This window comes from Flagellimonas halotolerans (assembly GCF_035818535.1).
Taxonomy (GTDB): domain Bacteria; phylum Bacteroidota; class Bacteroidia; order Flavobacteriales; family Flavobacteriaceae; genus Flagellimonas; species Flagellimonas halotolerans.
In genome coordinates this window covers 177,971-199,953 of sequence record NZ_JAYKYV010000001.1, presented here as the reverse complement: position 1 = coordinate 199,953, position 21,983 = coordinate 177,971, and the positions used below count along the sequence as shown (strand labels likewise).

Genomic DNA, 21,983 nt, shown 5'->3' with positions numbered 1-21,983 from the left:
TGTTACAGTTGATAGATCCAATCTTCGGGATTCAAGCGATTGGAGTCCTTATAAAGATAAAACTTCAATTTTGTGGTGCCATCCAATCGATTGGTATTTATTTCGCCGAGCACTTCTTTGGCGGCGACCCTATCCCCTTTTTTAACGTAGAGATTGGATAGGTTATAATATGTACTGATGTAGTTTCCGTGTTTTATTTGCACCCCTTTGTTTCCACCGGGCACAGTTAAAATGGCTATCACCTCACCCTCAAAAATGGCTCTTGCTTTGCTGCCTGCATCGGTGGTTATGGTAACCCCATTGTTTCTGTGCTTGATTCCGGGATACAATTTATCCGCATACACCCCGTATCCCTGGCTTTTCACTCCCTTTTCCACAGGCCAGATCAACCTTCCTTTATTGGATGAAAAGTTATCCGCCAACAGCTTGGCCTCGGGTGTCAAGGCAAAGGTTGCGTTGCTGGTCGATTTTCCTGAACTTCTATTGGAACTTGCGATAGCACTTTTGATCAATCTTTCTATCTCACGATCAATTTTACGGGCCTCCTTTTGCTTTTCGGCTATGGCGGCGGTGTATTTGGCCTCGTTTTGTTTAATGCTCCTTAAAAGGTTTCTTTGGGACTCTATCTCTTTGGATAGTTCGGCCTTTGCCTTTTGGTTTTCGGCTATGAGCTGGTCTTTTTCCTTTCGTTGACGCACCAAATCTTGATTCAGGGTTTTAAGTTCTTCGGTTTTTTCAACGATTCCCTCTCCTTGTTTTTTACGATGCTTTGCATATTGCTGCATGTACTGAAGCCGTTTAAAGGCCTGATAGAAATTCTCGGCGGACAACAAAAACATTAACCGGTTGCTTTGCGATTTGTTCTGATAGGTTTTTTGAATGAGCTCGGCATAATCCTCTTTGAGTATTTTTAAATCTTCCCGAAGCTTACTGATGTTTCTAATGTTGACATTGATCTGCCTATTGAGCAAATTCGACTGTTGATTGGTGACCTGAATGAGCTCTTGGCGAACGTTTATTTTATTGTCCAAGGCTTCCATTTGGTCCAAAACAGTACCTTTTTCTTTCCTTTCGGCAAAGAGCAACCTATTGATTTCCTTGATTTCCTTTTGCAATCGCTCCCGTTTGGCCTCCAACATCTTTTGCTCGCTGGTTTGGGCATGGGAGCTTACTGAAGTGAATAATATAACTATCAGACAATAAACACAATATGAAATTCTATCTTTCATATTACTTTAATGTAATTTTATCATATCCCTTTGGTACTTTGTAGGGGAAATTCATGGGTTTATTGATTTCTAAGTTGCGAAAGCTCAAATCTATCGTGGTCAAATCCCCTGCTTCTTCCGCTACGATCTTCACTTCATTGGGCAACACGTTTCCAGAAATATTCTGATAGGTATAATTTGCCTGCAATTGTCTCATTTTTTCTGGTTGGGAGATTTCTTGAGTTGCTATTTTAAAGTTTTTTGGCTCCAGTTGAAATAAAATTTTGAACAACTCCCTAGCCTTTTTTGGCTTTAGTTGGTAGTTGCCATTGTACACTTCAGAATTGAATCTTTCCTTTCTTAAATCCAAGACCGCATTTCCTAGAAGCAGGTTCTGTACTTTTTCAAAATCGAGTTCCGTTCCCAGCAAGTCACTTAAGTAACTAAAATCCCCATCAAAGTATTCGTTTTGCAATTTGTTGTAAAAGGAAACCTTGTTCGGGGTAATATGGGCTTTGACCACACCCAAGGGCGCGCTCATCCAGATGACCTTGTCTTTTTCCATACGGAGGCTCACGTTTACGCCCTGAGACTCATCTCCATTGGCATAATCAATCTTGACCCTACCCCTCAAGGTCTTGAATTTCGGCTGATTGGAGTAATGGGCATTGATGATATTCCTCGCCGACATTCTTGAATCCACTTCCCCTCCTGTAATTGACTTGGTACTCTTACAGGATCCAAGGGTGAGAAGGAAAGCCATCAACACGGCGATTTTAGTTATGTTTTTATGTAGGTGCATTATAATCCTGAATTGATTTTGTTCAAATATTCGTTTGCTTTTTGGGTGTTCCCAATTTTGGAGTACCCCTCGGAAAGCTGTTTGTAGATTTTATTCTTCAACCCTTCATCATCCAATAGATAATCGAGTCCACTTTCCAAAACTTCTATGCCTTTGTTCGGATCTGCCGTGTTGTTCAATGCTGTCCCGTAGGCAAAATAAAAATAGGGCTGTAATGGATACCTGTCCAAAGCTTCTTTCGAAACATTCAATAACTCCTTAAAATCTGCTGCAGCAATCAGTTTTTCCATCTGCGATTTTAACTGGGCTACAGGGTCATCCAAAACTTCCTCTTCTCTCTGGGGAATTGAAGTAATTTGTTCCTGTTTTCCTCTTTGGAGGGAGTCGTTTATTTTTTGGTTCAATTCCGATTTCAATGGAGAGCTTTCCAGATCGTCAAGCACATTTAAGGCTTCCCCGTATTTCTTCATTTTAAAGAATGAGACGGCCATATTTTGCTTGAGTTTATTGTTTCCGTAAGGTATTTGCTGTTTTACGTTTTCGATAGGGCTACCCTGCTTGTCCAAAATAGTGATCAAATTGTCCAAATACCAATAATCCGTAGGTTCTGAAAGCAAGGCCTCTATGGCATAATTCTGCGCTTGCACATATTTTTTGTCGTGCATATAGGCCTTGGCCAGTTCATAGTCCACCACGCTGTTGTTGGGTTCCAGTTGCTTGCATTTTAGAAACAAATCCACGGCCCTATCGTAGTTTTGGATACCTTTTTGCTTTAAGGCCTCAAAGAAGTTTTCTTGAAACTCATCGGTGTATTCCTCGAGGTAGACTTCGGCACTTTCCTGTTCCTCTTGGGCATAGGTACCGTAATGCATCACTATTGATGCTCCCAAAACCATATAAACAAGAAGTTTCTTTTTCATATTAACATCCTAAGTCCCCACCAAACTAAAAATCCATTCTAAAGTTATTCCAAAACGGAATAATCTCCAATACTAATGGTCTCAAAATTACCATTATAAACAACGTGGTTGCCAATCATGGCATTGTCCAAATTGGCGTTGCTTATTTTACTATTGCTCTGGATCAAACTATTTTTTACGGTTGAATTCTCTAAAACGGTATTTGCCCCAACCGAAACATAGGGCCCGACCGTTGTGTTTTTAAGCACTACGTTCTCGCCAATAAAACAGGGCTCTATAATATTTGCATTTTCCTGTTTTACGGAATCGGCAATCATGTTTTCACCCTCATTCTCCAGAAAGCCCAACATACGCTGATTGGTTTCCACGGTCACATTTTTATTGCCACAGTCCATCCATTCATCCACTTTACCAGGAACAAATTTCATGCCCTTTTCCATCATCCGTTTTATGCCATCATTGATTTGGTATTCGCCGCCATGGGTAATGTCGTTGTCCAAAACATGCTGTAATTCATTTTTTAGCACACCTACGTCCTTAAAGTAATAAATACCGATTACAGCAAGGTCGGAAACATACTCTTGAGGTTTCTCGACCAATTCAACAATTTCATTGGTGCCATTCAGTTTTACCACTCCGTAAGCTTCCGGTTGCTCCACCTGTTTTACCCAAATAACACTGTCGGCCGATTTATCCAAATCGAAGTCGGCTCGAATCAAGGTATCGGCATAGGCAATTACGGCAGGCCCGCTCAAGGATTCTTTGGCGCTCATAATGGCGTGTCCCGTTCCAAGCGGTTTGTCCTGTCTGTAAATGGAACCTTTGGCCCCCAATTCACTTGCCAGTTCCATTAAGCTTTCCACAACATCATCCCCAAAAAAGGCCGGATCGCCGAGAATAAAGGCGACCTCCTCAATGGGTTCTCCCAATACCTTGGCGATATCGCTCACCAATCGGTGCACAATCGGCTTGCCCGCAACGGGAATCAATGGTTTTGGAACTGTTAATGTGTGCGGTCTTAATCGGGATCCTCTCCCCGCCATTGGAACTATTATTTTCATAAGTCACGCACCTGCCTGGGCAGGTGTCTTTTTTTGTAGTTAAACTTTGTTATTTTGCTCTCGATTTAGCAAGGTTTATCTCAATTTGTTATAATTCAACTTCCAGTTAAGACTGATAGATTAAACGCTTCCATTAATTTGATTTTCCACTCCCTCTTCCACTTTTTCATTTGTCTTTCTCGCTTTACAGCTTCTTCACCATTTTCAAACTTTTCAAAATAGACCAATTTGCCACAATTATATGTAGCGGTAAATGATTGTGGAAAAACTTTTAATTTGTCCTCTTTTGCCCTTTATATAAACATTCCAAAGCTCCATAATTTCAATAGTGTTTACGCAAACTTCCTTCTCAAAATTATTACGTGCTTTTCCCAAAGGGATTCACGCCTTCGCAGGAAGATGTTCTATTTTGTGCCTGTGCTTCCAAATCCGCCTTCGCCCCTGTCGGTTTCGGAAAGGGTATCGACTTCTTCCCACTGGGCACGTTCGTGCTTTGCGATGATCAATTGGGCGATACGTTCCCCGTTTTCTATGGTAAAGTCTTCATTGGATAGGTTCACCAAGATTACCCCAACGTTTCCACGATAATCGGCATCAATGGTGCCCGGAGCATTTAAAACGGTGACGCCTTTTTTGGCGGCGAGTCCGCTACGTGGCCGTACCTGTGCTTCGTAACCTACGGGGAGCTCCATAAAAAGTCCTGTTGGTACAATGGCCCTTTCCAAGGGTTTTAAAGTTATGGGTGATTCCAAATCCGCCCGTAAATCCATACCTGCCGAAGCAAGTGTCTCGTAATGTGGCAACTTGTGGCCCGATTTGTTGATGATCTTAATCTTCACGTCTTAATAATATGCTTCGTAATTTATCTCCTTCCATCTTATACACTAACCCCAAAAATAACAAAAACAGTATGCTACCGGCTATTAAATTTCTATTAAAAACATAGAATGATAGTATTGAAAATATGAGTGATACGGAAAGGTAGAAGACTATCTTCCGCATGTTGTAGGGTATGGGGTAGTATTTTCTCCCAAAGTAATAGGACAAGAGCATCATACTGCCATAAGCGGCCAAAGTGGCCAGAGCGGATGCCATATATCCAATTTTGGGGATAAGGCTTATATTGATGACCAAGGTAATGATGGCCCCTACGGATGAAATATAGGCCCCGAACTTGGTCCGGTCCGTTACCTTGTACCAAACGGAAAGGTTGTGGTAGATGCCCAAACAGAAACTGGCCAAAAGTATAATGGGTACCACATCCAAGGCTTCCCAGTACACAGGGTTATTGAGGAGCAATTTTCCCAAGACATCGATAAAAACGATAACCCCCAAAAGAATGATGCTGCCCAGAATTACAAAGTAATTGGTGATCTGCGCATAGGTTTTTTGTGGTTTTTCACTCTTGGCATGACTAAAGAAAAAGGGTTCAACTCCCATACGGAAAGCGGTTCCAAACAGCGTCATGAAGAGTGCCAATTTATAGCAGGCTCCGTATTTCCCCACTTCGCTCTCTGCAATGTCCGATGGGAGTAGTTCGGTGAGCAAAATCTTATCCAATACCTCGTTTATGGTAAAAGCTATTCCCGCCACAAGGATGGGACCTGCATATTTCATCATTTGTTTCCAAATATCAAGGTCGAATTTATACGACGCCTTGATATAGGTGGGAAGCAAAATCAACAATGTTAGCCCGCTGGCAATAACGTTCGATATCAAAACGTAATGGATTTCCCAATTGGGCTTATAAATAGATGCCATGAAGCCTGAACCTGACCCTTTCACCATCTGTGGCAGTACAAGCAGGAAAAACACGTTAAATGCCAAGTTTGTGGCCACATTAATGGTCTTTAGCACGGCATACCGCATGGGTCTCTCATTAGCCCTGAGCAATGCAAACGGGATAATCACCACGGCATCCAACACCAGAATATAGGTGGTGAACTTTATATAATCCGCATTGATGTTGGTCACTACCGAAAGCCAATCTTTTAGGGAAAGTGCCAAAATCAAAAACAACAAAGAAGAACCCAATAAAGAGATTAGCGATGTGGAGATTACTTTGGCCTTGTCCTTGGTTTTATGATAGAAACGAAAGAAGGCAGTTTCCATTCCATAGGCCAAGAACACATTAAAAATGGCTATCCAAGCGTATATGTTGGTGTACTGCCCATATCCTGATGCATTCTCGAAAACTGCGGTGTACAACGGCAGTAGGAAGAACGAAATGACCCTCGGCAATACCGTGGCCAAACCATAGATAAATGTTTGTTTAAAAAGCCTCTTTAGTGGATTCAATAGGTGTTGCTTCTTTAAAAACCTTGATTAGGTGGCTACAAGTTACGCAAAAGCCATTATTACCTAAACCATATTGCCCCAAGAAAAACAAAAAGGCCACCGAATGGGTAGCCTTTCCTATTATCTAAATGTAGAATCTTAGCTGTTCAACGCCTCGGCTATTGAATATTTAGCCTCACTTTGGTTCGGCTTAATTGTTCAGAGCCTCTGTTGGAAAATTTGACCTCATCTTCATTCGGTCTAATTGTTCAACGCTTCCGCCCCACCAACAATTTCAAGGATTTCGTTGGTAATGGCAGCCTGACGGGCTTTGTTGTAGGTCAATTTTAACTCATCCCTAAGTTCAGCGGCATTATCGGTTGCTTTGTGCATCGCTGTCATACGGGCGCCGTGCTCACTTGCAAAGGAATCCCTGATCGCTTTGAACAATTGTGTTTTCAAGGATTTAGGAATCAATTCCTTTACGATTTCCACTTTGGATGGTTCAAAAATATAATCTGCTGCGATGGCCTGATCACCTTCTGCTCCAACAATGGGCAAAAACTGTTCGGTCATCACAATTTGCGTAGCGGCATTCTTGAACTTGTTGTACACCAATTCAATTTTGTCGTAATCACCTTTGGTGAACAAACGCATCAACAATTCAGCGATTTCCGCAACGTTGTCAAAGGTCAAATCATCGTAAACCTTGCTTTGGTCACCCAATATGGTATGTCTTTTACGAAGGATGTCGTTTCCCTTTTTGCCAATGGTGTAGAAATCAACTTGTTTTCCCGGATACTTGTTGGACACCAAATTGTTGCTCTGCTTGATGATGTTGGAGTTGAATCCACCACAAAGACCTCTATTCGAAGTGATGGCAACCACCAAAACTTTGTTCACGGGTCTTTTGTCAGCGTATTCGCTTCCTCCGTCTCCTTCCAAGCTGGCACTAAGCCCTTGCAAAAGCTCGGTCAGCTTGTCCGAATAGGGACGCATGGCCGTGATGGCATCCTGAGCTTTTTTCAACTTTGCAGCGGAAACCATTTTCATGGCACTGGTAATCTGCATCGTTGAAGAGATGGATGTTATCCTGTTCCGTATTTCCTTTAGATTCGCCATATGCTTCTTTGTCATTCCGCACTTGATGCGGAATCTTTTTGGTTATGGATTCCCGTTTTCACGGGAATGACAATTGTTATGCCTTGTATTTACTTGAAAGATCCTTGCAAACAGCCGTCAATGTTTCGGTCACCTCGTCGGTCAATTTACCTGCTTTAAGGGTATCCAACACATCTCTGTGCTTTGCGTTCAAGAACTCCAAGTAATCCTTTTCAAACTCCTTTATCTTGTTCACAGGAACATCGCGCAACAGGTTTTTGGAACCTGCAAAGATGATGGCAACCTGATCCTCAACTGTAAATGGGTCGTTCTGGCCCTGTTTCAAGATCTCTACGTTCCTACGTCCTTTTTCAATAACGTTCAAGGTAGCGGCATCCAAATCAGAACCGAACTTGGCAAAAGCTTCCAATTCACGGAACTGGGCTTGGTCCAGTTTCAAAGTACCTGCTACTTTCTTCATCGACTTGATCTGGGCATTACCTCCAACACGTGATACGGAGATACCTACGTTGATTGCAGGACGAACCCCTTGGTTGAACAAGTCCTGCTCCAAGAATATCTGACCATCGGTAATGGAAATTACATTGGTCGGGATATAGGCGGATACGTCACCTGCCTGTGTTTCAATAATTGGTAGGGCTGTCAGAGAACCTCCTCCTTTTACCATGGGCTTCAACACCTCTGGGAGGTCGTTCATGTTCTTTGCGATTTCGTCGTCGGCAATGACCTTGGCAGCGCGCTCCAATAATCTTGAGTGCAAGAAGAAAACGTCACCAGGATATGCTTCACGTCCCGGGGGTCTTCTCAACAACAAGGATACCTCACGATAAGCAACGGCTTGTTTTGATAAATCATCATAGATGATCAAGGCCGGACGTCCTGTATCCCTAAAATACTCCCCGATAGCTGCACCGGCGAACGGAGCATATACCTGCATTGGAGCAGGGTCGGAAGCGTTGGCTGCCACAATGGTGGTATAGGCCAATGCCCCTTTTTCTTCCAAAGTATTGGCGATGGCGGCTACGGTGGATGCTTTTTGTCCTATGGCCACATAGATACAGTACACGGGCTCACCGGCATCGTAAAATTCCTTTTGGTTTAGGATGGTATCGATACAAACGGTGGTTTTACCGGTTTGCTTATCACCGATCACCAACTCCCTTTGTCCACGACCGACCGGAATCATGGCATCGATTGCCTTGATACCTGTTTGCAATGGCTCGTTTACAGGCTGTCTAAAAATAACTCCGGGAGCTTTTCGTTCCAAGGGCATTTCGTAGGTTTCACCAGAAATGGGTCCTTTACCATCGATAGGTTTGCCCAAGGTGTCCACCACACGGCCAACAATTCCTTCACCTACGTTGATGGAGGCTATACGCTCGGTTCTCTTAACGGTGGCGCCTTCCACGACCTCTTTCGATGGGCCCAACAATACAACACCTACGTTGTCCTCCTCTAGGTTCAAAACGATTCCCTGCATTCCGCCGTCAAACTCCACCAATTCCCCGTATTGGACATTGGCAAGTCCATACACACGGGCAATACCATCACCTACTTGTAATACGGTACCTACTTCATCCAAAGAAGCGGATGCTTCGAAACCTGATAACTGTTTTTTCAAAATTGCTGATACCTCAGCGGCTTTTACTCCTGCCATTTTTATAGACTATTTGTAAATTCTCTTTTTAATCCGTTCAATTTGTTAGCGATGCTCGCATCGTATTGGGTATCTCCAACCCTTAGTACAAATCCTCCGATGATGCTCTCATCGATTTTATTTTCCAGGGTAATCGTATTGCCCGTTGCCTTGGTAACGGTGGCCAAGATTTTCTTTTCCAGCTCAGCGGTCAATGGAACTGCCGTGGTCACATAAGCTACTTCCTCACCCTTCAATTTCTCGTGAAGAATGATGTATTTGAAGGCAACTTCCTGTAGCATGGCAATACGCTTGTTGCTTATCAAGGTTTGAAGAAGGCCTTTGGTAATCTCGTTGGCATCTTTAAAGACTTCCAACAAACTGTTCTTCTTCACTTCTGATTTTATGATGGGGCTTTCCAAAAGGTGCTGAAGCTCCTCACTTCCGGAAATGGTCCCAGCTATCTCCCGCATGTCTTTTTCAACGGCTTCTGCCGCTTTCTTTTCCAATGCGAAATCCAAGGTTGCTTTTGCGTAGCGTATGGCTGCCCTGTTCTGGTTCATGCTCTTAGTTCAGTTTAATATCGCCCAACATGTCCTCAACCAACTTTTGTTGTCTGCCTTTTTGGGAAAGTTCTTCTTTGATTACTTTTTCTGCAATTTCAAGGGATAGGCTGGCTACCTGTGCCTTAATTTCGGCAACGGCGGCTTTCTTTTCACTTTCTATAGTGGCTTGTGCCTGCTTGATCATCTTATCACCTTCGACTTGCGCTTGTTCTTTGGCTTCGGAAACAATACTTTCCTTGATCTCTCTGGCCTCTTTCAACAAGGCATCTCTTTCTACCCTGGCTTCTTTTAAAAGTCTCTCGCTGTCTGCAGTAACGTTCTGCATTTCTTTTTTTGCAGCTTCGGCAGCTTCAAGAGCATCTTTAATGCCTTCTTCGCGTTTTTCAACAGCACCGAGAATTGGTTTCCAAGCATATTTCCTCAACAAGAACAAAAGGGCCACAAAAAGCAACAATTGCCAGAAAAACAACCCGAAGGAGAACTGTTCGATTAACTTTTCCATTTATCTTAACTATTAAATCTTTTAACTATATCATTTTAAATCGATAAAGGGCCATAGCCAACCGCTATGGCCTTCATCAATGTTTTTACGGTTATTAAGCTGCAAAAAGAGCGGCGAAACCGATACCTTCAATAAGGGCTGCTGCAATAAGCATAGCAGTTTGGATCTTACCGGAAGCTTCTGGTTGACGGGCAATGGCTTCCATTGCCTGACCACCGATTCTACCGATACCCAATCCTGCTCCGATTACGATCAAACCAGCACCTACGATGTTTGGAATTGTCATGATATATGAATTTAAATATTAAACGTTCTAATTAATGATGATCTTCTTCTACCGCCATACCAAAATAAAGGGCGGACAGCATGGTAAAAATATATGCCTGTAATGCGGCCACCAACAATTCCAACAAGGAAAGTGCAAAGGCCAACAAAAAGGACAACGGGCTCCCTATCCAGTTCTTAAAAATGAACATAAGACCGATAATACTCATCAATACCACGTGACCCGCAGTAATGTTGGCGTACAAACGAATCATCAATGAAAATGGCTTGATGAACGTTCCCAACAATTCTATGGGCGCCAATATAATTTTCATGGGAACGGGCACACCTGGCATCCAGAAAATGTGTTTCCAGTAATTCTTGTTCCCCGTAAATGTTGTGATTAGATAGGTGATCATTGCCAAGGCAAAGGTAACGGCAATGTTATTGGTTACGTTGACCCCAAGCGGCGTCAAACCCAACAGGTTGATGATCCACACAAAAAAGAATACCGTCAACAAGTAACTCATGTACTTTTTGTATTTGTGCTCACCTATGTTTGGAATTGCAATCTCATCCCGAACAAAAAGCACCAAAGGCTCCAAAAATCTTCCCAAGCCCCTTGGCATAGTACTCTTCTGATACCTTTTGGCCATGGAACGGAACACCAAAAACATTAAAAGTGATACGGCAATAATAAAGACCACATTCTTGGTAATCGAAAAATCCAATGGTTTCTCATTGGTAGGGTGTGCGTCATCCACCACCAAATCCTCTCCAAAAGCATCTTCAGTGTGGGTTTCGTCACCGTGGTGCCCACCAAAATGGATAGTTCCCTCGGCATCCGTCCTATAAATTTTATTGTGATAAAGCGCGTAGTAATTTCCATCTACCTCGGCCACGGCTTCCCCGTGCTCGAACTCCGAAGAAAGAAAGACCTTAAGCCCATTGTCCCAAAGAATAACAGGAAGCGGAAATCCAATATATTTATGCTCTCCCTGATCTGTTGTATACGAATAAAGGTTGAAGTCATGGGAATCCAGAAGGTGGTGGTCGATGTATTCCTTGATCTGGGTCTTTAAATCGTGGGCACCTGTTTCAACTTCTTCTCCCTCATGGTTTTGGGCCGATACAAATCCCGCAATCAAAAAAATTACGGCAACTAATTTTTTACTGAAAAAAGAATATCGCATATGATCCAACTATGGGTCCTCAAAAATTGGTGCAAAAATACATTCCTCCTTCAAAAGAAAAAAGCTTTTTTAGGTATTATTTTTTTCTTTGTTTTTTCGGGTTGATTTCACCGCTTTGTCACACAGTATTAAGCAGTTTCACCAAAAAGAAGGTTTCCAGGGCAAGTGCATATCCGTACGGAACAAAAAACGCAAGGAACTCCAAACGTTCCAATACACCATCTTGATTAAAGGCAGGGTATAGAAAAATGAAGAAAAGCGCAAATTTTAAAAGGCTGCCTCCCAAAAAAAAGAAACCAAGCAAATCCCGGTATCTGTTCCTAAAAATGTAAATGGCTAAAAACACGATCAAGGCCATTATTGCGTTGAGCACATAGCTCTTTGCAAGTTGAAAAGAAGAAGGGTCATGGCCCTTGTTTTCCAAAAGCCAAGATTGGGAAAAGAATGAAACAAATAACCCCACAAACAGGGTTAAAATAAAAAGAACCGGGTAAAACCTGATTTTCAATCGTTGATTTTTTTCAGTTGTTGAATCACCAAATATATGGAAATCGCAACGGCCACTATTGTACAGATGGGCAAGAACACTTTTTCGGTATCAAAATGGCCGTCGAGCCACTTTCCGCCCCAGACGCCCAAATAAATAACAATGCCCATTTGAATGGCCGAACCAGACAAACGGGCTGCTGTGTTTATTGTTTTTTTATGTTTGTTAGGAGGCTTTTGCTGGCTCATTTTTCTTTATGGACTCCGGTTTGGTAGCTGTAGCACCTCCTTTGCCCATGATACAGGAAGCATTTAATGTAGTTCCGGGCTCCACGGACAATTTGGCCGCCCTTAAGGTGCCTTCAATGGTTGCAGAGGATTTTAAGGAAAGTAAATCCTTCACAATAAGTTCCCCATTGAACCGCCCTTCAATATCCGCATTCACACAATCCACCTTACCGTTGATGTAGCCATCTTTTCCTATGACCACTTTGCCGGATGTGGTAACGTTGCCTTCCAATTTGCCATCTATCCTAAAATCGGCTTCGGAGGTAATCTCGCCCTTGATCTTGGTGTTTTTTTCAATTCTATTGGGCTGTCCGCCAAATTCAGTCATGGGTCGAGGTTTTTTGTTGTCAGAAAACATTGTGTTCTAGGGTTTTGGGGATTAAAATTGTGCTTTGTACGATTCTAGGTTCTTGTGGACCTGTATTATTTTATAATTATCGGATAAAATTACAAAATTCTCATCTTTAATAAGGTAGTCCCTATTGTTTTTTATAAGCTCCGCAAAGCCTAAGGCAAAATCTTTGGATGGAAAACCGTGTACCACCACAAATTGATCCTCCAGATTATAGATGTCCTTGGAAACAATGTTCTTGTAATTCAATTCTTCGATTACTTCTGCCAAACGCTCTTTAAGTTTGGTGGCCTTTTCATCATTTCCAATGGTAAAGGGAAAGACTACCTTCCAGTTTCCTGCGCCCGTGGAACCTGTTTCTGGTGAGAATTCCTTGTTCTCCAGTTTGGGCAGTTGCTCATCGATCATTTGCTGTGCCTTTTTCCCTTCGGGCTTGTTGGGGTAGGTGAGCGCCACATAGTTCAAGGCTTCCTTAAAAGGCTCAAATCCCTGTAAACGACCAATGGCGTTGGCCTTTAGCATCTCGAACTTGGGTACGATGGGGTCGCCCGTAAATTTGTTGATGTATTCCTCGGATTGCGTGATCACCCTTAAAAATTCTTGCTTTTGGTATTGTTTGAACAAAGCTGCATATCTGGCATCGGGACTGTCCGAATCTCCGTCGAGAACAGCTTGCGGGTTTAATAAAATCTCGGCATAGCGAGTATCGGGGTGGTTGGTGATGATGTTCTGCTTCATATCCATAGCCAAAGGGCTGCCCGATTCTTCGTAAATCTTGTATAGGTTGTATTTTGATGGGAGTATCAAACGTTCTTCGGGCTTTGAGGAAAGTACGCGTTCCAACTTGGCGGCGGCCAGCATATTGTCCTTAAATTTCTCCTTATAGATCAACCCTAATTGATAGTTGGCAAAGTTGCGTTCTCCCTTTAAACTGTCAATAACGGTCACATCAGTCGGTACTTGTTCCAAATAATAGTCTACGGAATACTTTTGGTCTTCCGTCAAGACCTCATCATTGCCTGCAACCTCTTCGCCCGTTGCCTCGGAAACCAAGGTTTTTGATCTATTGCTCCATCGCCAATCATCTTCAAGAGACCTTGTACCCCAACGGGTTTTAAAATCGTTTCTGCCATGGCCCAAACTGGTAATGTTATAAAAATAGAACTTGCCCTGATTTTCCTTTCCTCCCTTGCTGTCAGCAAACGTAGCAAACCCGGCATTGGTGCGTTCTTGTTGTTTCTCTGCTTCGGCCTCTTCCTTACGCTTCATCTCAGCGATAAAATCCTCAAAATAGGCCTTGCGTTCCGCTACGGGCATCTGGTATAAAGTAATCACGCTATCGGCATGCTGTACAATATCTTCGTATTTGATAACATCTTCGAGGTTGTCCAGTCTCTTTTTGATATCTCGGTACTTTCTAGTGTTTTTATTCAGGTTGGTCAAGGTACTGTCATAATACGAGCCCGCAATTCTGTATTCGTCCTCATCAAAATGGTAATCGGCCAAACTTTGGTAGTTCAGGGCGTTTAATTTGCGCTCTCCCTGCGTTGCCTGTATGGATTTGTTGTAATAGGCCAAGGCCAAACTATCCGATTCGTAGGCCATGTGGTACTGGGCCACTTGACGGTAAATTTTGTCCAAGAAAGGTCTATTCTCCCGGTTTTCCTCCAAATCGGTGAGGTATTCCAGCATTTCTTCCCGGTTGCCCTCAGTAAGTTCGGTGTTCTGGATTTTTTTTAGGTGAGCATTGATCATGTACACCCTAGGCGATTTACGGTTGAGCTCTATGACCTTGTTGTAAGCGTAGTTGGCGCTATCCTTATGCCCCAATTGATCGTACAACTGCCCGATGATGAACAGATACCTTCCCTTTTCGGGATTCTTTTTGGTATAGGCCTGTGATATTTTTAGTTTCTGTATGGCCGTATCGGGTGCATTCAGGTTGATGTAACACTGGGCCATGACTGCGTTGGCGTCGGCGTATTCTTGATCTTTCAGTTTTTCGTACTTGAACAGGCGCTTCAAGTTTTTAATGGCCACTTCGGGATTGTCCAAACGCATATTTATTTTTTCCCTCCAAATGGTAGCCTCGTTCAGCTTATCGCTCTCCACATATTTTCTTAAGATGTAGTTGAAGGATTCCAAAGCCGGTATGTAGCGCTGGTCGAAATAACGCGACTTGCCAAGCAAAAGAAATGCTTCATCAATTTGAGGGTTACGTTCCTCGTCCTTGATGTCCATGCTGTGCTTTTGGATGGCCTTGGTGGCCTTTTCCTCCGCAATTAAAAAGTTGGGGTTGTTGTCCTCGGAGTCTAGTTTTACCTCATCCGTAACTTTAAGGCGCTCCACGGGCAGGGTTTCCCAATAATCATCACGATAATTGGCGTTGATTTCTTCCAAACCTTGTTGAAAGGCGAGATTACCATTGTACAAAGTGTTGTACTCGGTGTTGAGGGCGTGCCAATTTCTGTTGATAAACTTGTCCTTTTGGGTGGAACATGCATTGAATACAAGTCCTCCCAAAACCATGGCACCTATAAATGTGTGATGAAGCTTCAAAATTATCGATAATCTTGTGTAACCTTAAACTCAAAAAAGAGCGGATTATTATAAGGCTTATCGATAAAATGCAAGAATTTTTACACCTGCTTTTTCAAACATCAACCCGCAAAGAAAGCTTCGAGCTCCTTCATGGTTTCGGCAGAGGTATGGATGTCCTTTACAATTTCACCCTTGTTCAGCACTACGATACGTTCGCAGACCTCGGTAACGTGAATCAGATCGTGGCTGGAAACCAATACGGTTACGCCTTCTTTGGCGGCCAAATCCTTGATGATTCCCTTTAACCGGATTTGGGTGGTCGGATCCAAATTGGCAAAGGGTTCGTCCAAGACCACCACTTCGGGATTTCCGATAAAGCTGGCCACAATGCCCACTTTCTTCTGGTTTCCTTTGGAAAGATCTCTCAAATATTTTTTCTGGCCCAAAATTTCCCCGTGGAAGAAATCGTCAAAATTGGACAGTAGCGCATCCACATCGGCCTTGTTCCTGTCGCGCAGTTCCCCGATAAAGTAAAAATACTCTTCGGGGGTAAGGTAGCCTATCAAAAAGGTCTCATCAATAAAGGCAGAGGTAAACGGTTTCCAGGCTTCGCTTTGGTCCACTTGCACATCTTTGTTTATAATGTGCCCGGTCGTGGGCTGGATCAAATCCAACAACAGACTGAACAAGGTGGTTTTTCCTGCCCCATTGTTCCCGACCAGACCAAAACTTTGGCCTTTTGGGATTTCCAGATGTTCAATGTTCAAAACGGTCTGCTCTCCGTAAATCTTGGTTAAATTATGAACTGTGATCATGTATTTTATTATTAATGGTGTGTTATTTCTGTTTGTATGCTTGCAATGTTTTGTACTTCTCCTTTTTGTAAATGCCCTCGATCATGGTGAACACCTTTTCCTTAAAAACAAATCCAAGTAAGCCGAAAACGGCCACAAAAATGTACCCAGCGGTCGGGTTGATCAAAAAATGGCCTATGGCATAAATCCCGATCGGCAATACCAATTTGGGCAAAGTGAGCAGGAGTGTCTTGGCATTGAATGCCTGTTTGTCTCCAAATGCCTTTTTGTTGGAGGTGAGGTCTATCGGGGTTTTTACGTAAGCACCGCCCCAAAGTACCAAGTAACTGTTTATTCCAATATTATAGATTGCACCTACCAGGACAGCAGCATAGGCCTCCCATCCAAAATAGATATAAAAGGTGGCCAAAATGGTGGAGATGATGGTAGCAATGATCACCAAATACCATTTGGATGACAGGTACTCGCGGTACTTGATGTTCTGGCTCATCATCAAAGGGTAATAGCTACTGTCCCAACTGGGCACATACTGCCCAAAACTGAAGAGGAACCCTCCGGTAACAAAAATCCCCGCAAAAATTTTCCAAAAAGGCCCGTCATATACTTCCAGGGCGCCCGTAAAAAAGAGCAATCCATAAAATATAAAGAAAAAGCCCATGAGCACCGCCGTTCGCGATCTTTTGTTACGTTTAATGAGTTTGATGTCGTTCTTTAAAAAGGTGCCCAGATTGCCAAAGCGATCAAGCCATTCCAAGTTCTCTGTTTTGGCCTCGGTCTGTTTTTTGGCCAACCCGCCGTCCAGGTACATGTGCTTTTTAAAATAGAAGAAAGCGCCGTAGTACATTCCCAACAAAACCGACCAAGGAATTATGGCCGTCCAGGGCATGTCATAGAAAAAATCGAATATGGGTTGGGTGTATTGGGTTAAATCAAACCATTGATAATATTGTGATGCCCCTGCTAGGATCAAAAGTGCTGCAAATACGTAAAAAACAGCATTTTTGTTGTTTACCATAACATTGAGGAAGTTGTTACAGTAAAAAAGGGCCATTAAAGCCAAATGCCATCCAATAACCTGTATGGGTGGATATCCCTCAACCAGCAACACAATACTAAAGGGAATAAAAAAGAACGCATGGGCCATGTTAAAAAACGAGATTACGGTTTTACCCAGCGAAAAATTGACAACCTTGGTTTTGTCAATGGGCAAATACAACAAAGGTTTAATATTGGTTACTGGCATTTTTTGCAGCATGTACCTAAATACAAGGTCAAAGGCAAAATAGTAAACCATAAACCGGTTGACCACCCGCAACGGATCGCCAATTTCCATATCCTCGATAATAAAATAGGCCCCAACGCCCATTCCCAGGAACACAACAATAAAGTACAGCGCTCCCAAGGCCATCAAAATCTTAAACCAAATCTCTGTCTTAAAACTTGCAGACCTAAAAAATGACTTCCACTGGAGTCCAATAAAATGCTTGAGCATGGTTGGCGTTTTTTTTTGTTGGTGTCCAATTTATTGGATTTGTTACAGAAGAGGTACGCTTTTTATAAAAATAGCTGCTCAAAAGGAGTGTAATGCTTAATTTTGCAGCAAAATTCTTTACATGAGCCATTTTCATGCTTTAACCATAGCCGCGGTGGACCAATTGACTCCCAATGCCGTGGCCCTTACTTTTGATGTTCCAGAAAATCTTAAAGAAGCTTATCGTTTCAAAGCTGGACAATACATTACCTTAAAACATAAATTGAACGGACAGGAACTACGCCGGGCCTATTCCATTTCCACACCGCCATCCTCGGGAAAATTAACGGTTGGCATCAAAAAGATGGAAGGTGGTACCTTTTCCGTTTATGCCAACGAGAATCTAAAGGCTGGTGATACCATAGAGGTAATGGTTCCCGAGGGCCGTTTTGTCTTTGATGAAACCTCTCCAAAAAAAATTGCCGCGTTCGCTGCCGGCAGTGGTATTACACCGATCATGAGCATTGCCCAAACCGTTTTGGAAAACAACCCGGAGAATACCTTTGTGTTGGTGTTCGGAAACCAGTCACCAGAGGAGACCATGTATTTTAAAACCATACAGTCTCTTAAAGAACGATACGGAGAACGTTTTTTTGTACAATATGTGTACAGTAGGTCCAATGAGGAGGATGCCCTTTTTGGAAGGATTGAACGATCCACCGTCAACTTTGTGCTCAAAAACAAGTTCAAGGGAACTGAATTCGATGCCTTCTACCTCTGCGGACCCGAAGATATGATCCAACAAGTATCCGATACACTTAAAGAAAACAGTGTTTCCGAGGATAAAATCCATTTTGAGCTTTTTACCAGCGATGATACCGAAGATGAACTTGCCGGAACATTGGAAGGCAAGACCCAGGTGGAGGTAATCTTGGATGATGAGACCTTCACTTTTGTAATGGATAAAAAAGAATTGGTCCTCGATGCCGTTTTAAAACAGGATATAGACGCTCCTTATTCTTGCCAGGGCGGTGTTTGCAGTAGTTGTATTGCACGCTTGACGGAAGGAAAGGTGGAAATGGTAAAAAACCAGATCCTTACCGATGGTGAAATCGAAGAAGGTTTTGTTTTGACCTGTCAGTCGCATCCGATCACATCAAAAATCAAGGTGGATTACGACAATGTTTGATGTTGAAAGTTCAAATTCAAGTCCAGCCATCAAACTTAAAACCTGAAACGCTGAACAAAACAACAGCCCAGTGGGCGGTATTCAAATGTCGGGATGAACTAATCCATTAACTAAGCAACTGAACAACAAAAAACAGGACTAGGGGCTTACAATAATTGCTCCAAGGCCCTGCTGCCATGTTCATACCCAATATTGAAGGCGTTTTCGATACCCTTTTTATCCAATACCCCAATCGAATCCAATTCCTTTGGTTCTATAAAAAGGTCGCATTGGTGCAACTTTTCATTGTTTGAAGCATGGATCATTAAACTGGTGACCCTTGCCGTAAGCTGAAAGGAATTTCGCAAATCTTTTTTTTCCAGAGGTGCGGTTATGGATACATTGCTGCCGATAATAAAATCCGTTAGGTGATCGACGTATTCCTTTGGAAAATTGTTCATGATGCCCCCATCTGCATATAGCACATTATCAATCTCCACCGGACTGAAAACGGGTGGCAAGGCGGCCGATGCCAAAAGGGGTTTTATGAGTTCTCCATCGTAGAACACTTTTTCATTTCCTTTTAATAGATCCGTGGCCACCACAAAAAGCGGCCGCTCCAAACTTTTAAAACTATTCTCCGGGAAAAATTCTTTGAAAATATCAAAATAGCGTTCCGTGTCTATAAAGCCGGGCTTTTTTATGGCAAAGAAGCTATATTGGAACAAAGGTGTCTCTTTAAAAAAGGTGAGCATTTCCTCTACAGAATTGTCGTTGGCGTAAAGTGCGCCCACCAAGGCACCGACACTTGTGCCCGCCACTACTTTGGCCTCAAGATGGTGTTCGCGCATGGCCTTGATCAGGCCTATGTGCGCCATTCCGCGGACACCTCCCCCAGAAAGTACGAGGCCTATGGATTTATTTTCAAGCATTTGTGCAAATCAATAAGCAGCAAAGTTAACATATTGCAGCTTTGGATACATTGCCCTTAGATCGTATTTGGATTAAATGATCATCAATCTTACCAAAAACCAAACCCTCCCCTCAAAAACTCCGTAAGTGGTTATATAAACTAAAATTTAAATCACATGAAATCTTTAAGAACATTGACGCTGATAGTATCCTGCGTTGGATTTATGACAATTACAACAGGCTTCTCCCAAACAAAAATGGTAGGGGGCGCTCCCATGTACCCGAGCAAGGACATTGTTTCCAATGCCGTAAACTCCAAGGACCATACTACTTTGGTTGCTGCCGTAAAAGCCGCCGATCTGGTAGGGACATTGCAAGGCGAGGGACCTTTTACGGTATTTGCACCTACCAACAGTGCATTCGAAAAATTACCGGAAGGAACCGTGGCTACCTTGCTCAAACCAGAAAATAAGTCAAAATTACAAAGCGTACTTACCTATCACGTAGTGGCCGGAAAGTACAATGCCAGTGATTTGATGGAATGGATCGAAAAAGGCAATGGAAGGACAGAGCTTACTACGGTAAACGGGGACAAATTGACCGCAATGATGGGTGAAGGCACTATTATGATCAAGGATGGCAATGGTAATGTATCCACCGTAACGATTGCCGATGTGAATCAATCCAACGGGGTCATCCATGTTGTGGACACCGTGGTACTTCCTTCGGCCAAATAGTTTTGGTCGGTTTATATTTGAATGAGCACAAGAGCGGCATTTGTCGCTCTCTTTCATTTTAAGAGCCCTTTAATCAGGTGTAAGTCCGTTTTTTTGATAAAACCAATGATTTATCGATCAAAAGATGTAATCCATTCCATATCCTTTCGACCAAAACAAATAGTGATATTTGTTGTATGTTTAGGTGAAACATTAAATAAAGAAAAATGGCCAAATCATATTACGACCCAGCAGACTTGAGAAAATTCGGTAAGATCACCGAATGGAGCGAAGAACTGGGCAACAAGTTTTTTGACTACTACGGAAAGGTTTTTGAGGAGGGAGCGCTGAGCGCCCGGGAAAAATCCTTGATCGCCCTGGCCGTATCGCACGTGGTTAAATGCCCGTACTGCATTGATGCCTACACCAAAGATGGCCTGCAACGGGGAATCACCAAAGAAGAAATGATGGAAGCCGTACACGCAGGGGCCGCCATAGAAAGTGGCGCCACCTTGGTACATGGGGTACAGATGATGAACAAGTACGACAAACTTTCCATGTAAACCTATTTTAGATTAATGGCACAAAGCATACTTACAGACCTAAAAAAAGCAGCGAAAAAATCCTTAAAGGCACAGAAAGACGCACTTGCCAATACCCAAACACAGCTAGAGGTTCTAAATGGGGAGCTTTTTGCGGATGGTGAGCTGCCCTACTTTAAAGATAAGATTGCAGAAACAGGCCATTTTCCATTACGGCCCAAAACACTGGAGGTGCTCCAAATCAATGTGGGGTACATGTGCAACCAGGTTTGTGGGCACTGCCATGTGGATGCCGGACCGGACCGGAAGGAAATCATGACCCGGGAGACCATGGAGCAATGTCTGGAGGTGATTCGGAATACTGGGGCCCACACCTTGGACCTTACCGGCGGTGCACCTGAAATGAACCCCGATTTTCGATGGTTTGTGGAGGAAGCCTCCAAAGCGGGCATCCAAGATTTTATTGTGCGTTCCAATCTCACCATTATTTTGGCCAACAAAAAGTACTACGACCTTCCTGAATTTTTTAAAAAGCACAATGTGCACGTTGTATCGTCCATGCCGCACTATACCCGTGGAAAAACCGACAAACAGCGAGGGGACGGTGTTTTTGATAAATCTATAAAAGCCTTGCAAATGCTCAACGAAGTGGGCTATGGGATGCCAGATAGCGGTTTGCGTTTGGATTTGGTGTACAATCCTTCGGGGGCATTTTTGCCTGCCGACCAAGCTGCTATGGAACACGATTTTAAAAAAGCACTGAAAGCCGATTTTGACATTGATTTCCACAACCTTTTTGCCATTACCAATTTGCCCATTTCAAGGTTTTTGGATTATCTCATCGCTTCGGACAATTATGAGGATTATATGTACTCCTTGGTAGAAGCCTATAATCCGGCTGCGGTAGAAAATGTAATGTGTACCAATACCATTTCCGTAAGTTGGGACGGTTGGCTCTACGATTGCGACTTTAACCAAATGCTGGACCTAAAGGTAGCAAGCCAAGTAAGGCACATTAAGGATTACAATGATGATGTGCTTAGCAATCGGGACATCGTTATCTCACAGCATTGCTATGGCTGCACCGCGGGAGCGGGAAGTAGTTGCCAAGGTTCGGTGGCTTAAGACGTCTTGTACGTCA

23 protein-coding genes are annotated in these 21,983 nt (G+C 43.0%); 4 read left to right on the top strand and 19 right to left on the bottom strand.

The genetic code is table 11. The features are described from left to right. Positions 1-2: 2 nt before the first annotated feature. The 18 genes from VM932_RS00855 to VM932_RS00770 form a co-directional block, all read right to left on the bottom strand. Positions 3-1,229, bottom strand: a complete 1,227-nt coding sequence (locus VM932_RS00855; protein WP_326276688.1) for a murein hydrolase activator EnvC family protein — start codon at positions 1,227-1,229, stop codon at positions 3-5. 1 nt (position 1,230) lies between these two features. Further along, a complete protein-coding gene (lolB1, locus tag VM932_RS00850; protein WP_487309602.1) occupies positions 1,231-2,010 on the bottom strand; it encodes a lipoprotein insertase outer membrane protein LolB1 in 780 nt (259 codons plus the stop codon). Further along, the gene (locus VM932_RS00845) at positions 2,010-2,930 is read right to left on the bottom strand and encodes a tetratricopeptide repeat protein (RefSeq protein WP_326276685.1); all 921 of its coding nucleotides are present in this window, start codon (positions 2,928-2,930) and stop codon (positions 2,010-2,012) included. Before VM932_RS00845 ends, lolB1 begins: the two co-directional genes overlap by 1 nt. Before the next feature lie 44 nt (positions 2,931-2,974). Further along, on the bottom strand, positions 2,975-3,991 hold the full coding sequence (locus VM932_RS00840; protein ID WP_326276684.1) for a sugar phosphate nucleotidyltransferase: 1,017 nt from the start codon (positions 3,989-3,991) through the stop codon (positions 2,975-2,977). A gap of 404 nt (positions 3,992-4,395) precedes the next feature. Continuing rightward, positions 4,396-4,830 carry a dUTP diphosphatase gene (gene dut / locus VM932_RS00835; protein ID WP_326276683.1) on the bottom strand — a complete coding sequence of 145 codons (435 nt, stop codon included), beginning with the start codon at positions 4,828-4,830 and terminating at the stop codon, positions 4,396-4,398. Continuing rightward, on the bottom strand, positions 4,820-6,289 hold the full coding sequence (locus VM932_RS00830) for a lipopolysaccharide biosynthesis protein (RefSeq protein ID WP_326276682.1): 1,470 nt from the start codon (positions 6,287-6,289) through the stop codon (positions 4,820-4,822). The genes dut and VM932_RS00830 overlap by 11 nt, the downstream gene beginning before the upstream one ends. A gap of 240 nt (positions 6,290-6,529) precedes the next feature. Further along, positions 6,530-7,390 carry an ATP synthase F1 subunit gamma gene (gene atpG / locus VM932_RS00825; RefSeq protein WP_326277114.1) on the bottom strand — a complete coding sequence of 287 codons (861 nt, stop codon included), beginning with the start codon at positions 7,388-7,390 and terminating at the stop codon, positions 6,530-6,532. Between the two features lie 76 nt (positions 7,391-7,466). Further along, the gene (gene atpA, locus VM932_RS00820; protein ID WP_293166391.1) at positions 7,467-9,047 is read right to left on the bottom strand and encodes a F0F1 ATP synthase subunit alpha; all 1,581 of its coding nucleotides are present in this window, start codon (positions 9,045-9,047) and stop codon (positions 7,467-7,469) included. 2 nt (positions 9,048-9,049) lie between these two features. Then, positions 9,050-9,589: an ATP synthase F1 subunit delta gene (gene atpH, locus VM932_RS00815; RefSeq protein ID WP_326276681.1), complete on the bottom strand. Its 540-nt coding sequence runs from the start codon at positions 9,587-9,589 to the stop codon at positions 9,050-9,052. 4 nt (positions 9,590-9,593) lie between these two features. After that, positions 9,594-10,094, bottom strand: a complete 501-nt coding sequence (locus VM932_RS00810; RefSeq protein ID WP_326276680.1) for a F0F1 ATP synthase subunit B — start codon at positions 10,092-10,094, stop codon at positions 9,594-9,596. 94 nt (positions 10,095-10,188) lie between these two features. Beyond that, a complete protein-coding gene (atpE, locus tag VM932_RS00805; RefSeq protein ID WP_053970734.1) occupies positions 10,189-10,380 on the bottom strand; it encodes an ATP synthase F0 subunit C in 192 nt (63 codons plus the stop codon). A 31-nt stretch (positions 10,381-10,411) separates the two neighbouring features. After that, complete coding sequence (gene atpB / locus VM932_RS00800; protein ID WP_326276677.1) at positions 10,412-11,551, bottom strand: F0F1 ATP synthase subunit A; 1,140 nt, start codon at positions 11,549-11,551, stop codon at positions 10,412-10,414. A gap of 118 nt (positions 11,552-11,669) precedes the next feature. After that, positions 11,670-11,975 (bottom strand): DUF6168 family protein, encoded by a 306-nt coding sequence (locus VM932_RS00795; RefSeq protein WP_487309601.1) that lies wholly within the window; start codon positions 11,973-11,975, stop codon positions 11,670-11,672. 80 nt (positions 11,976-12,055) lie between these two features. Further along, on the bottom strand, positions 12,056-12,286 hold the full coding sequence (locus VM932_RS00790) for an AtpZ/AtpI family protein (protein WP_326276675.1): 231 nt from the start codon (positions 12,284-12,286) through the stop codon (positions 12,056-12,058). Further along, positions 12,264-12,683, bottom strand: coding sequence for a bactofilin family protein (locus VM932_RS00785; protein ID WP_326276674.1), 420 nt, complete (start codon positions 12,681-12,683; stop codon positions 12,264-12,266). Before VM932_RS00785 ends, VM932_RS00790 begins: the two co-directional genes overlap by 23 nt. A 21-nt stretch (positions 12,684-12,704) precedes the next feature. After that, positions 12,705-15,236 (bottom strand): type IX secretion system periplasmic lipoprotein PorW/SprE, encoded by a 2,532-nt coding sequence (gene porW, locus VM932_RS00780; RefSeq protein ID WP_487309600.1) that lies wholly within the window; start codon positions 15,234-15,236, stop codon positions 12,705-12,707. Between the two features lie 101 nt (positions 15,237-15,337). After that, positions 15,338-16,033 (bottom strand): ABC transporter ATP-binding protein, encoded by a 696-nt coding sequence (locus VM932_RS00775; protein WP_326276673.1) that lies wholly within the window; start codon positions 16,031-16,033, stop codon positions 15,338-15,340. A 22-nt stretch (positions 16,034-16,055) separates the two neighbouring features. After that, positions 16,056-17,525, bottom strand: coding sequence for a DUF5687 family protein (locus VM932_RS00770; protein WP_326276672.1), 1,470 nt, complete (start codon positions 17,523-17,525; stop codon positions 16,056-16,058). A 121-nt stretch (positions 17,526-17,646) separates the two neighbouring features. Between VM932_RS00770 and VM932_RS00765 the strand changes: the two genes are divergently transcribed. Continuing rightward, on the top strand, positions 17,647-18,693 hold the full coding sequence (locus VM932_RS00765; protein WP_326276671.1) for a ferredoxin--NADP reductase: 1,047 nt from the start codon (positions 17,647-17,649) through the stop codon (positions 18,691-18,693). A 146-nt stretch (positions 18,694-18,839) separates the two neighbouring features. Here VM932_RS00765 and VM932_RS00760 read toward each other — a convergent pair whose 3' ends face one another. Beyond that, complete coding sequence (locus tag VM932_RS00760) at positions 18,840-19,604, bottom strand: patatin-like phospholipase family protein (protein ID WP_326276669.1); 765 nt, start codon at positions 19,602-19,604, stop codon at positions 18,840-18,842. Positions 19,605-19,760: 156 nt separating this feature from the next. On the opposite strand from VM932_RS00760, the gene VM932_RS00755 reads away from it, so the two are divergent. The 3 genes from VM932_RS00755 (at position 19,761) to arsS (ending at position 21,967) form a co-directional block, all read left to right on the top strand. After that, the gene (locus tag VM932_RS00755; RefSeq protein WP_326276668.1) at positions 19,761-20,321 is read left to right on the top strand and encodes a fasciclin domain-containing protein; all 561 of its coding nucleotides are present in this window, start codon (positions 19,761-19,763) and stop codon (positions 20,319-20,321) included. Positions 20,322-20,527: 206 nt separating this feature from the next. After that, positions 20,528-20,863 (top strand): arsenosugar biosynthesis-associated peroxidase-like protein, encoded by a 336-nt coding sequence (locus VM932_RS00750; RefSeq protein WP_119607732.1) that lies wholly within the window; start codon positions 20,528-20,530, stop codon positions 20,861-20,863. A gap of 15 nt (positions 20,864-20,878) precedes the next feature. After that, complete coding sequence (arsS, locus tag VM932_RS00745; protein WP_326276667.1) at positions 20,879-21,967, top strand: arsenosugar biosynthesis radical SAM (seleno)protein ArsS; 1,089 nt, start codon at positions 20,879-20,881, stop codon at positions 21,965-21,967. Positions 21,968-21,983 lie beyond the last annotated feature (16 nt).

What these genes read in the sequence shown, in the direction of transcription:
- atpB (WP_326276677.1), bottom strand. Translation starts at nt 11,551, where the DNA reads ATGCGATATTCTTTTTTCAGTAAAAAATTAGTTGCCGTAATTTTTTTG.
- VM932_RS00785 (WP_326276674.1), bottom strand. Translation starts at nt 12,683, where the DNA reads ATGTTTTCTGACAACAAAAAACCTCGACCCATGACTGAATTTGGCGGA.
- atpH (WP_326276681.1), bottom strand. Translation starts at nt 9,589, where the DNA reads ATGAACCAGAACAGGGCAGCCATACGCTACGCAAAAGCAACCTTGGAT.
- VM932_RS00790 (WP_326276675.1), bottom strand. Translation starts at nt 12,286, where the DNA reads ATGAGCCAGCAAAAGCCTCCTAACAAACATAAAAAAACAATAAACACA.
- VM932_RS00840 (WP_326276684.1), bottom strand. Translation starts at nt 3,991, where the DNA reads ATGAAAATAATAGTTCCAATGGCGGGGAGAGGATCCCGATTAAGACCG.
- VM932_RS00775 (WP_326276673.1), bottom strand. Translation starts at nt 16,033, where the DNA reads ATGATCACAGTTCATAATTTAACCAAGATTTACGGAGAGCAGACCGTT.
- VM932_RS00760 (WP_326276669.1), bottom strand. Translation starts at nt 19,604, where the DNA reads ATGCTTGAAAATAAATCCATAGGCCTCGTACTTTCTGGGGGAGGTGTC.
- VM932_RS00765 (WP_326276671.1), top strand. Translation starts at nt 17,647, where the DNA reads ATGAGCCATTTTCATGCTTTAACCATAGCCGCGGTGGACCAATTGACT.
- arsS (WP_326276667.1), top strand. Translation starts at nt 20,879, where the DNA reads ATGGCACAAAGCATACTTACAGACCTAAAAAAAGCAGCGAAAAAATCC.
- VM932_RS00755 (WP_326276668.1), top strand. Translation starts at nt 19,761, where the DNA reads ATGAAATCTTTAAGAACATTGACGCTGATAGTATCCTGCGTTGGATTT.
- VM932_RS00855 (WP_326276688.1), bottom strand. Translation starts at nt 1,229, where the DNA reads ATGAAAGATAGAATTTCATATTGTGTTTATTGTCTGATAGTTATATTA.
- atpA (WP_293166391.1), bottom strand. Translation starts at nt 9,047, where the DNA reads ATGGCAGGAGTAAAAGCCGCTGAGGTATCAGCAATTTTGAAAAAACAG.
- lolB1 (WP_487309602.1), bottom strand. Translation starts at nt 2,010, where the DNA reads ATGCACCTACATAAAAACATAACTAAAATCGCCGTGTTGATGGCTTTC.
- atpG (WP_326277114.1), bottom strand. Translation starts at nt 7,390, where the DNA reads ATGGCGAATCTAAAGGAAATACGGAACAGGATAACATCCATCTCTTCA.
- VM932_RS00810 (WP_326276680.1), bottom strand. Translation starts at nt 10,094, where the DNA reads ATGGAAAAGTTAATCGAACAGTTCTCCTTCGGGTTGTTTTTCTGGCAA.
- VM932_RS00845 (WP_326276685.1), bottom strand. Translation starts at nt 2,930, where the DNA reads ATGAAAAAGAAACTTCTTGTTTATATGGTTTTGGGAGCATCAATAGTG.
- VM932_RS00750 (WP_119607732.1), top strand. Translation starts at nt 20,528, where the DNA reads ATGGCCAAATCATATTACGACCCAGCAGACTTGAGAAAATTCGGTAAG.
- VM932_RS00770 (WP_326276672.1), bottom strand. Translation starts at nt 17,525, where the DNA reads ATGCTCAAGCATTTTATTGGACTCCAGTGGAAGTCATTTTTTAGGTCT.
- atpE (WP_053970734.1), bottom strand. Translation starts at nt 10,380, where the DNA reads ATGACAATTCCAAACATCGTAGGTGCTGGTTTGATCGTAATCGGAGCA.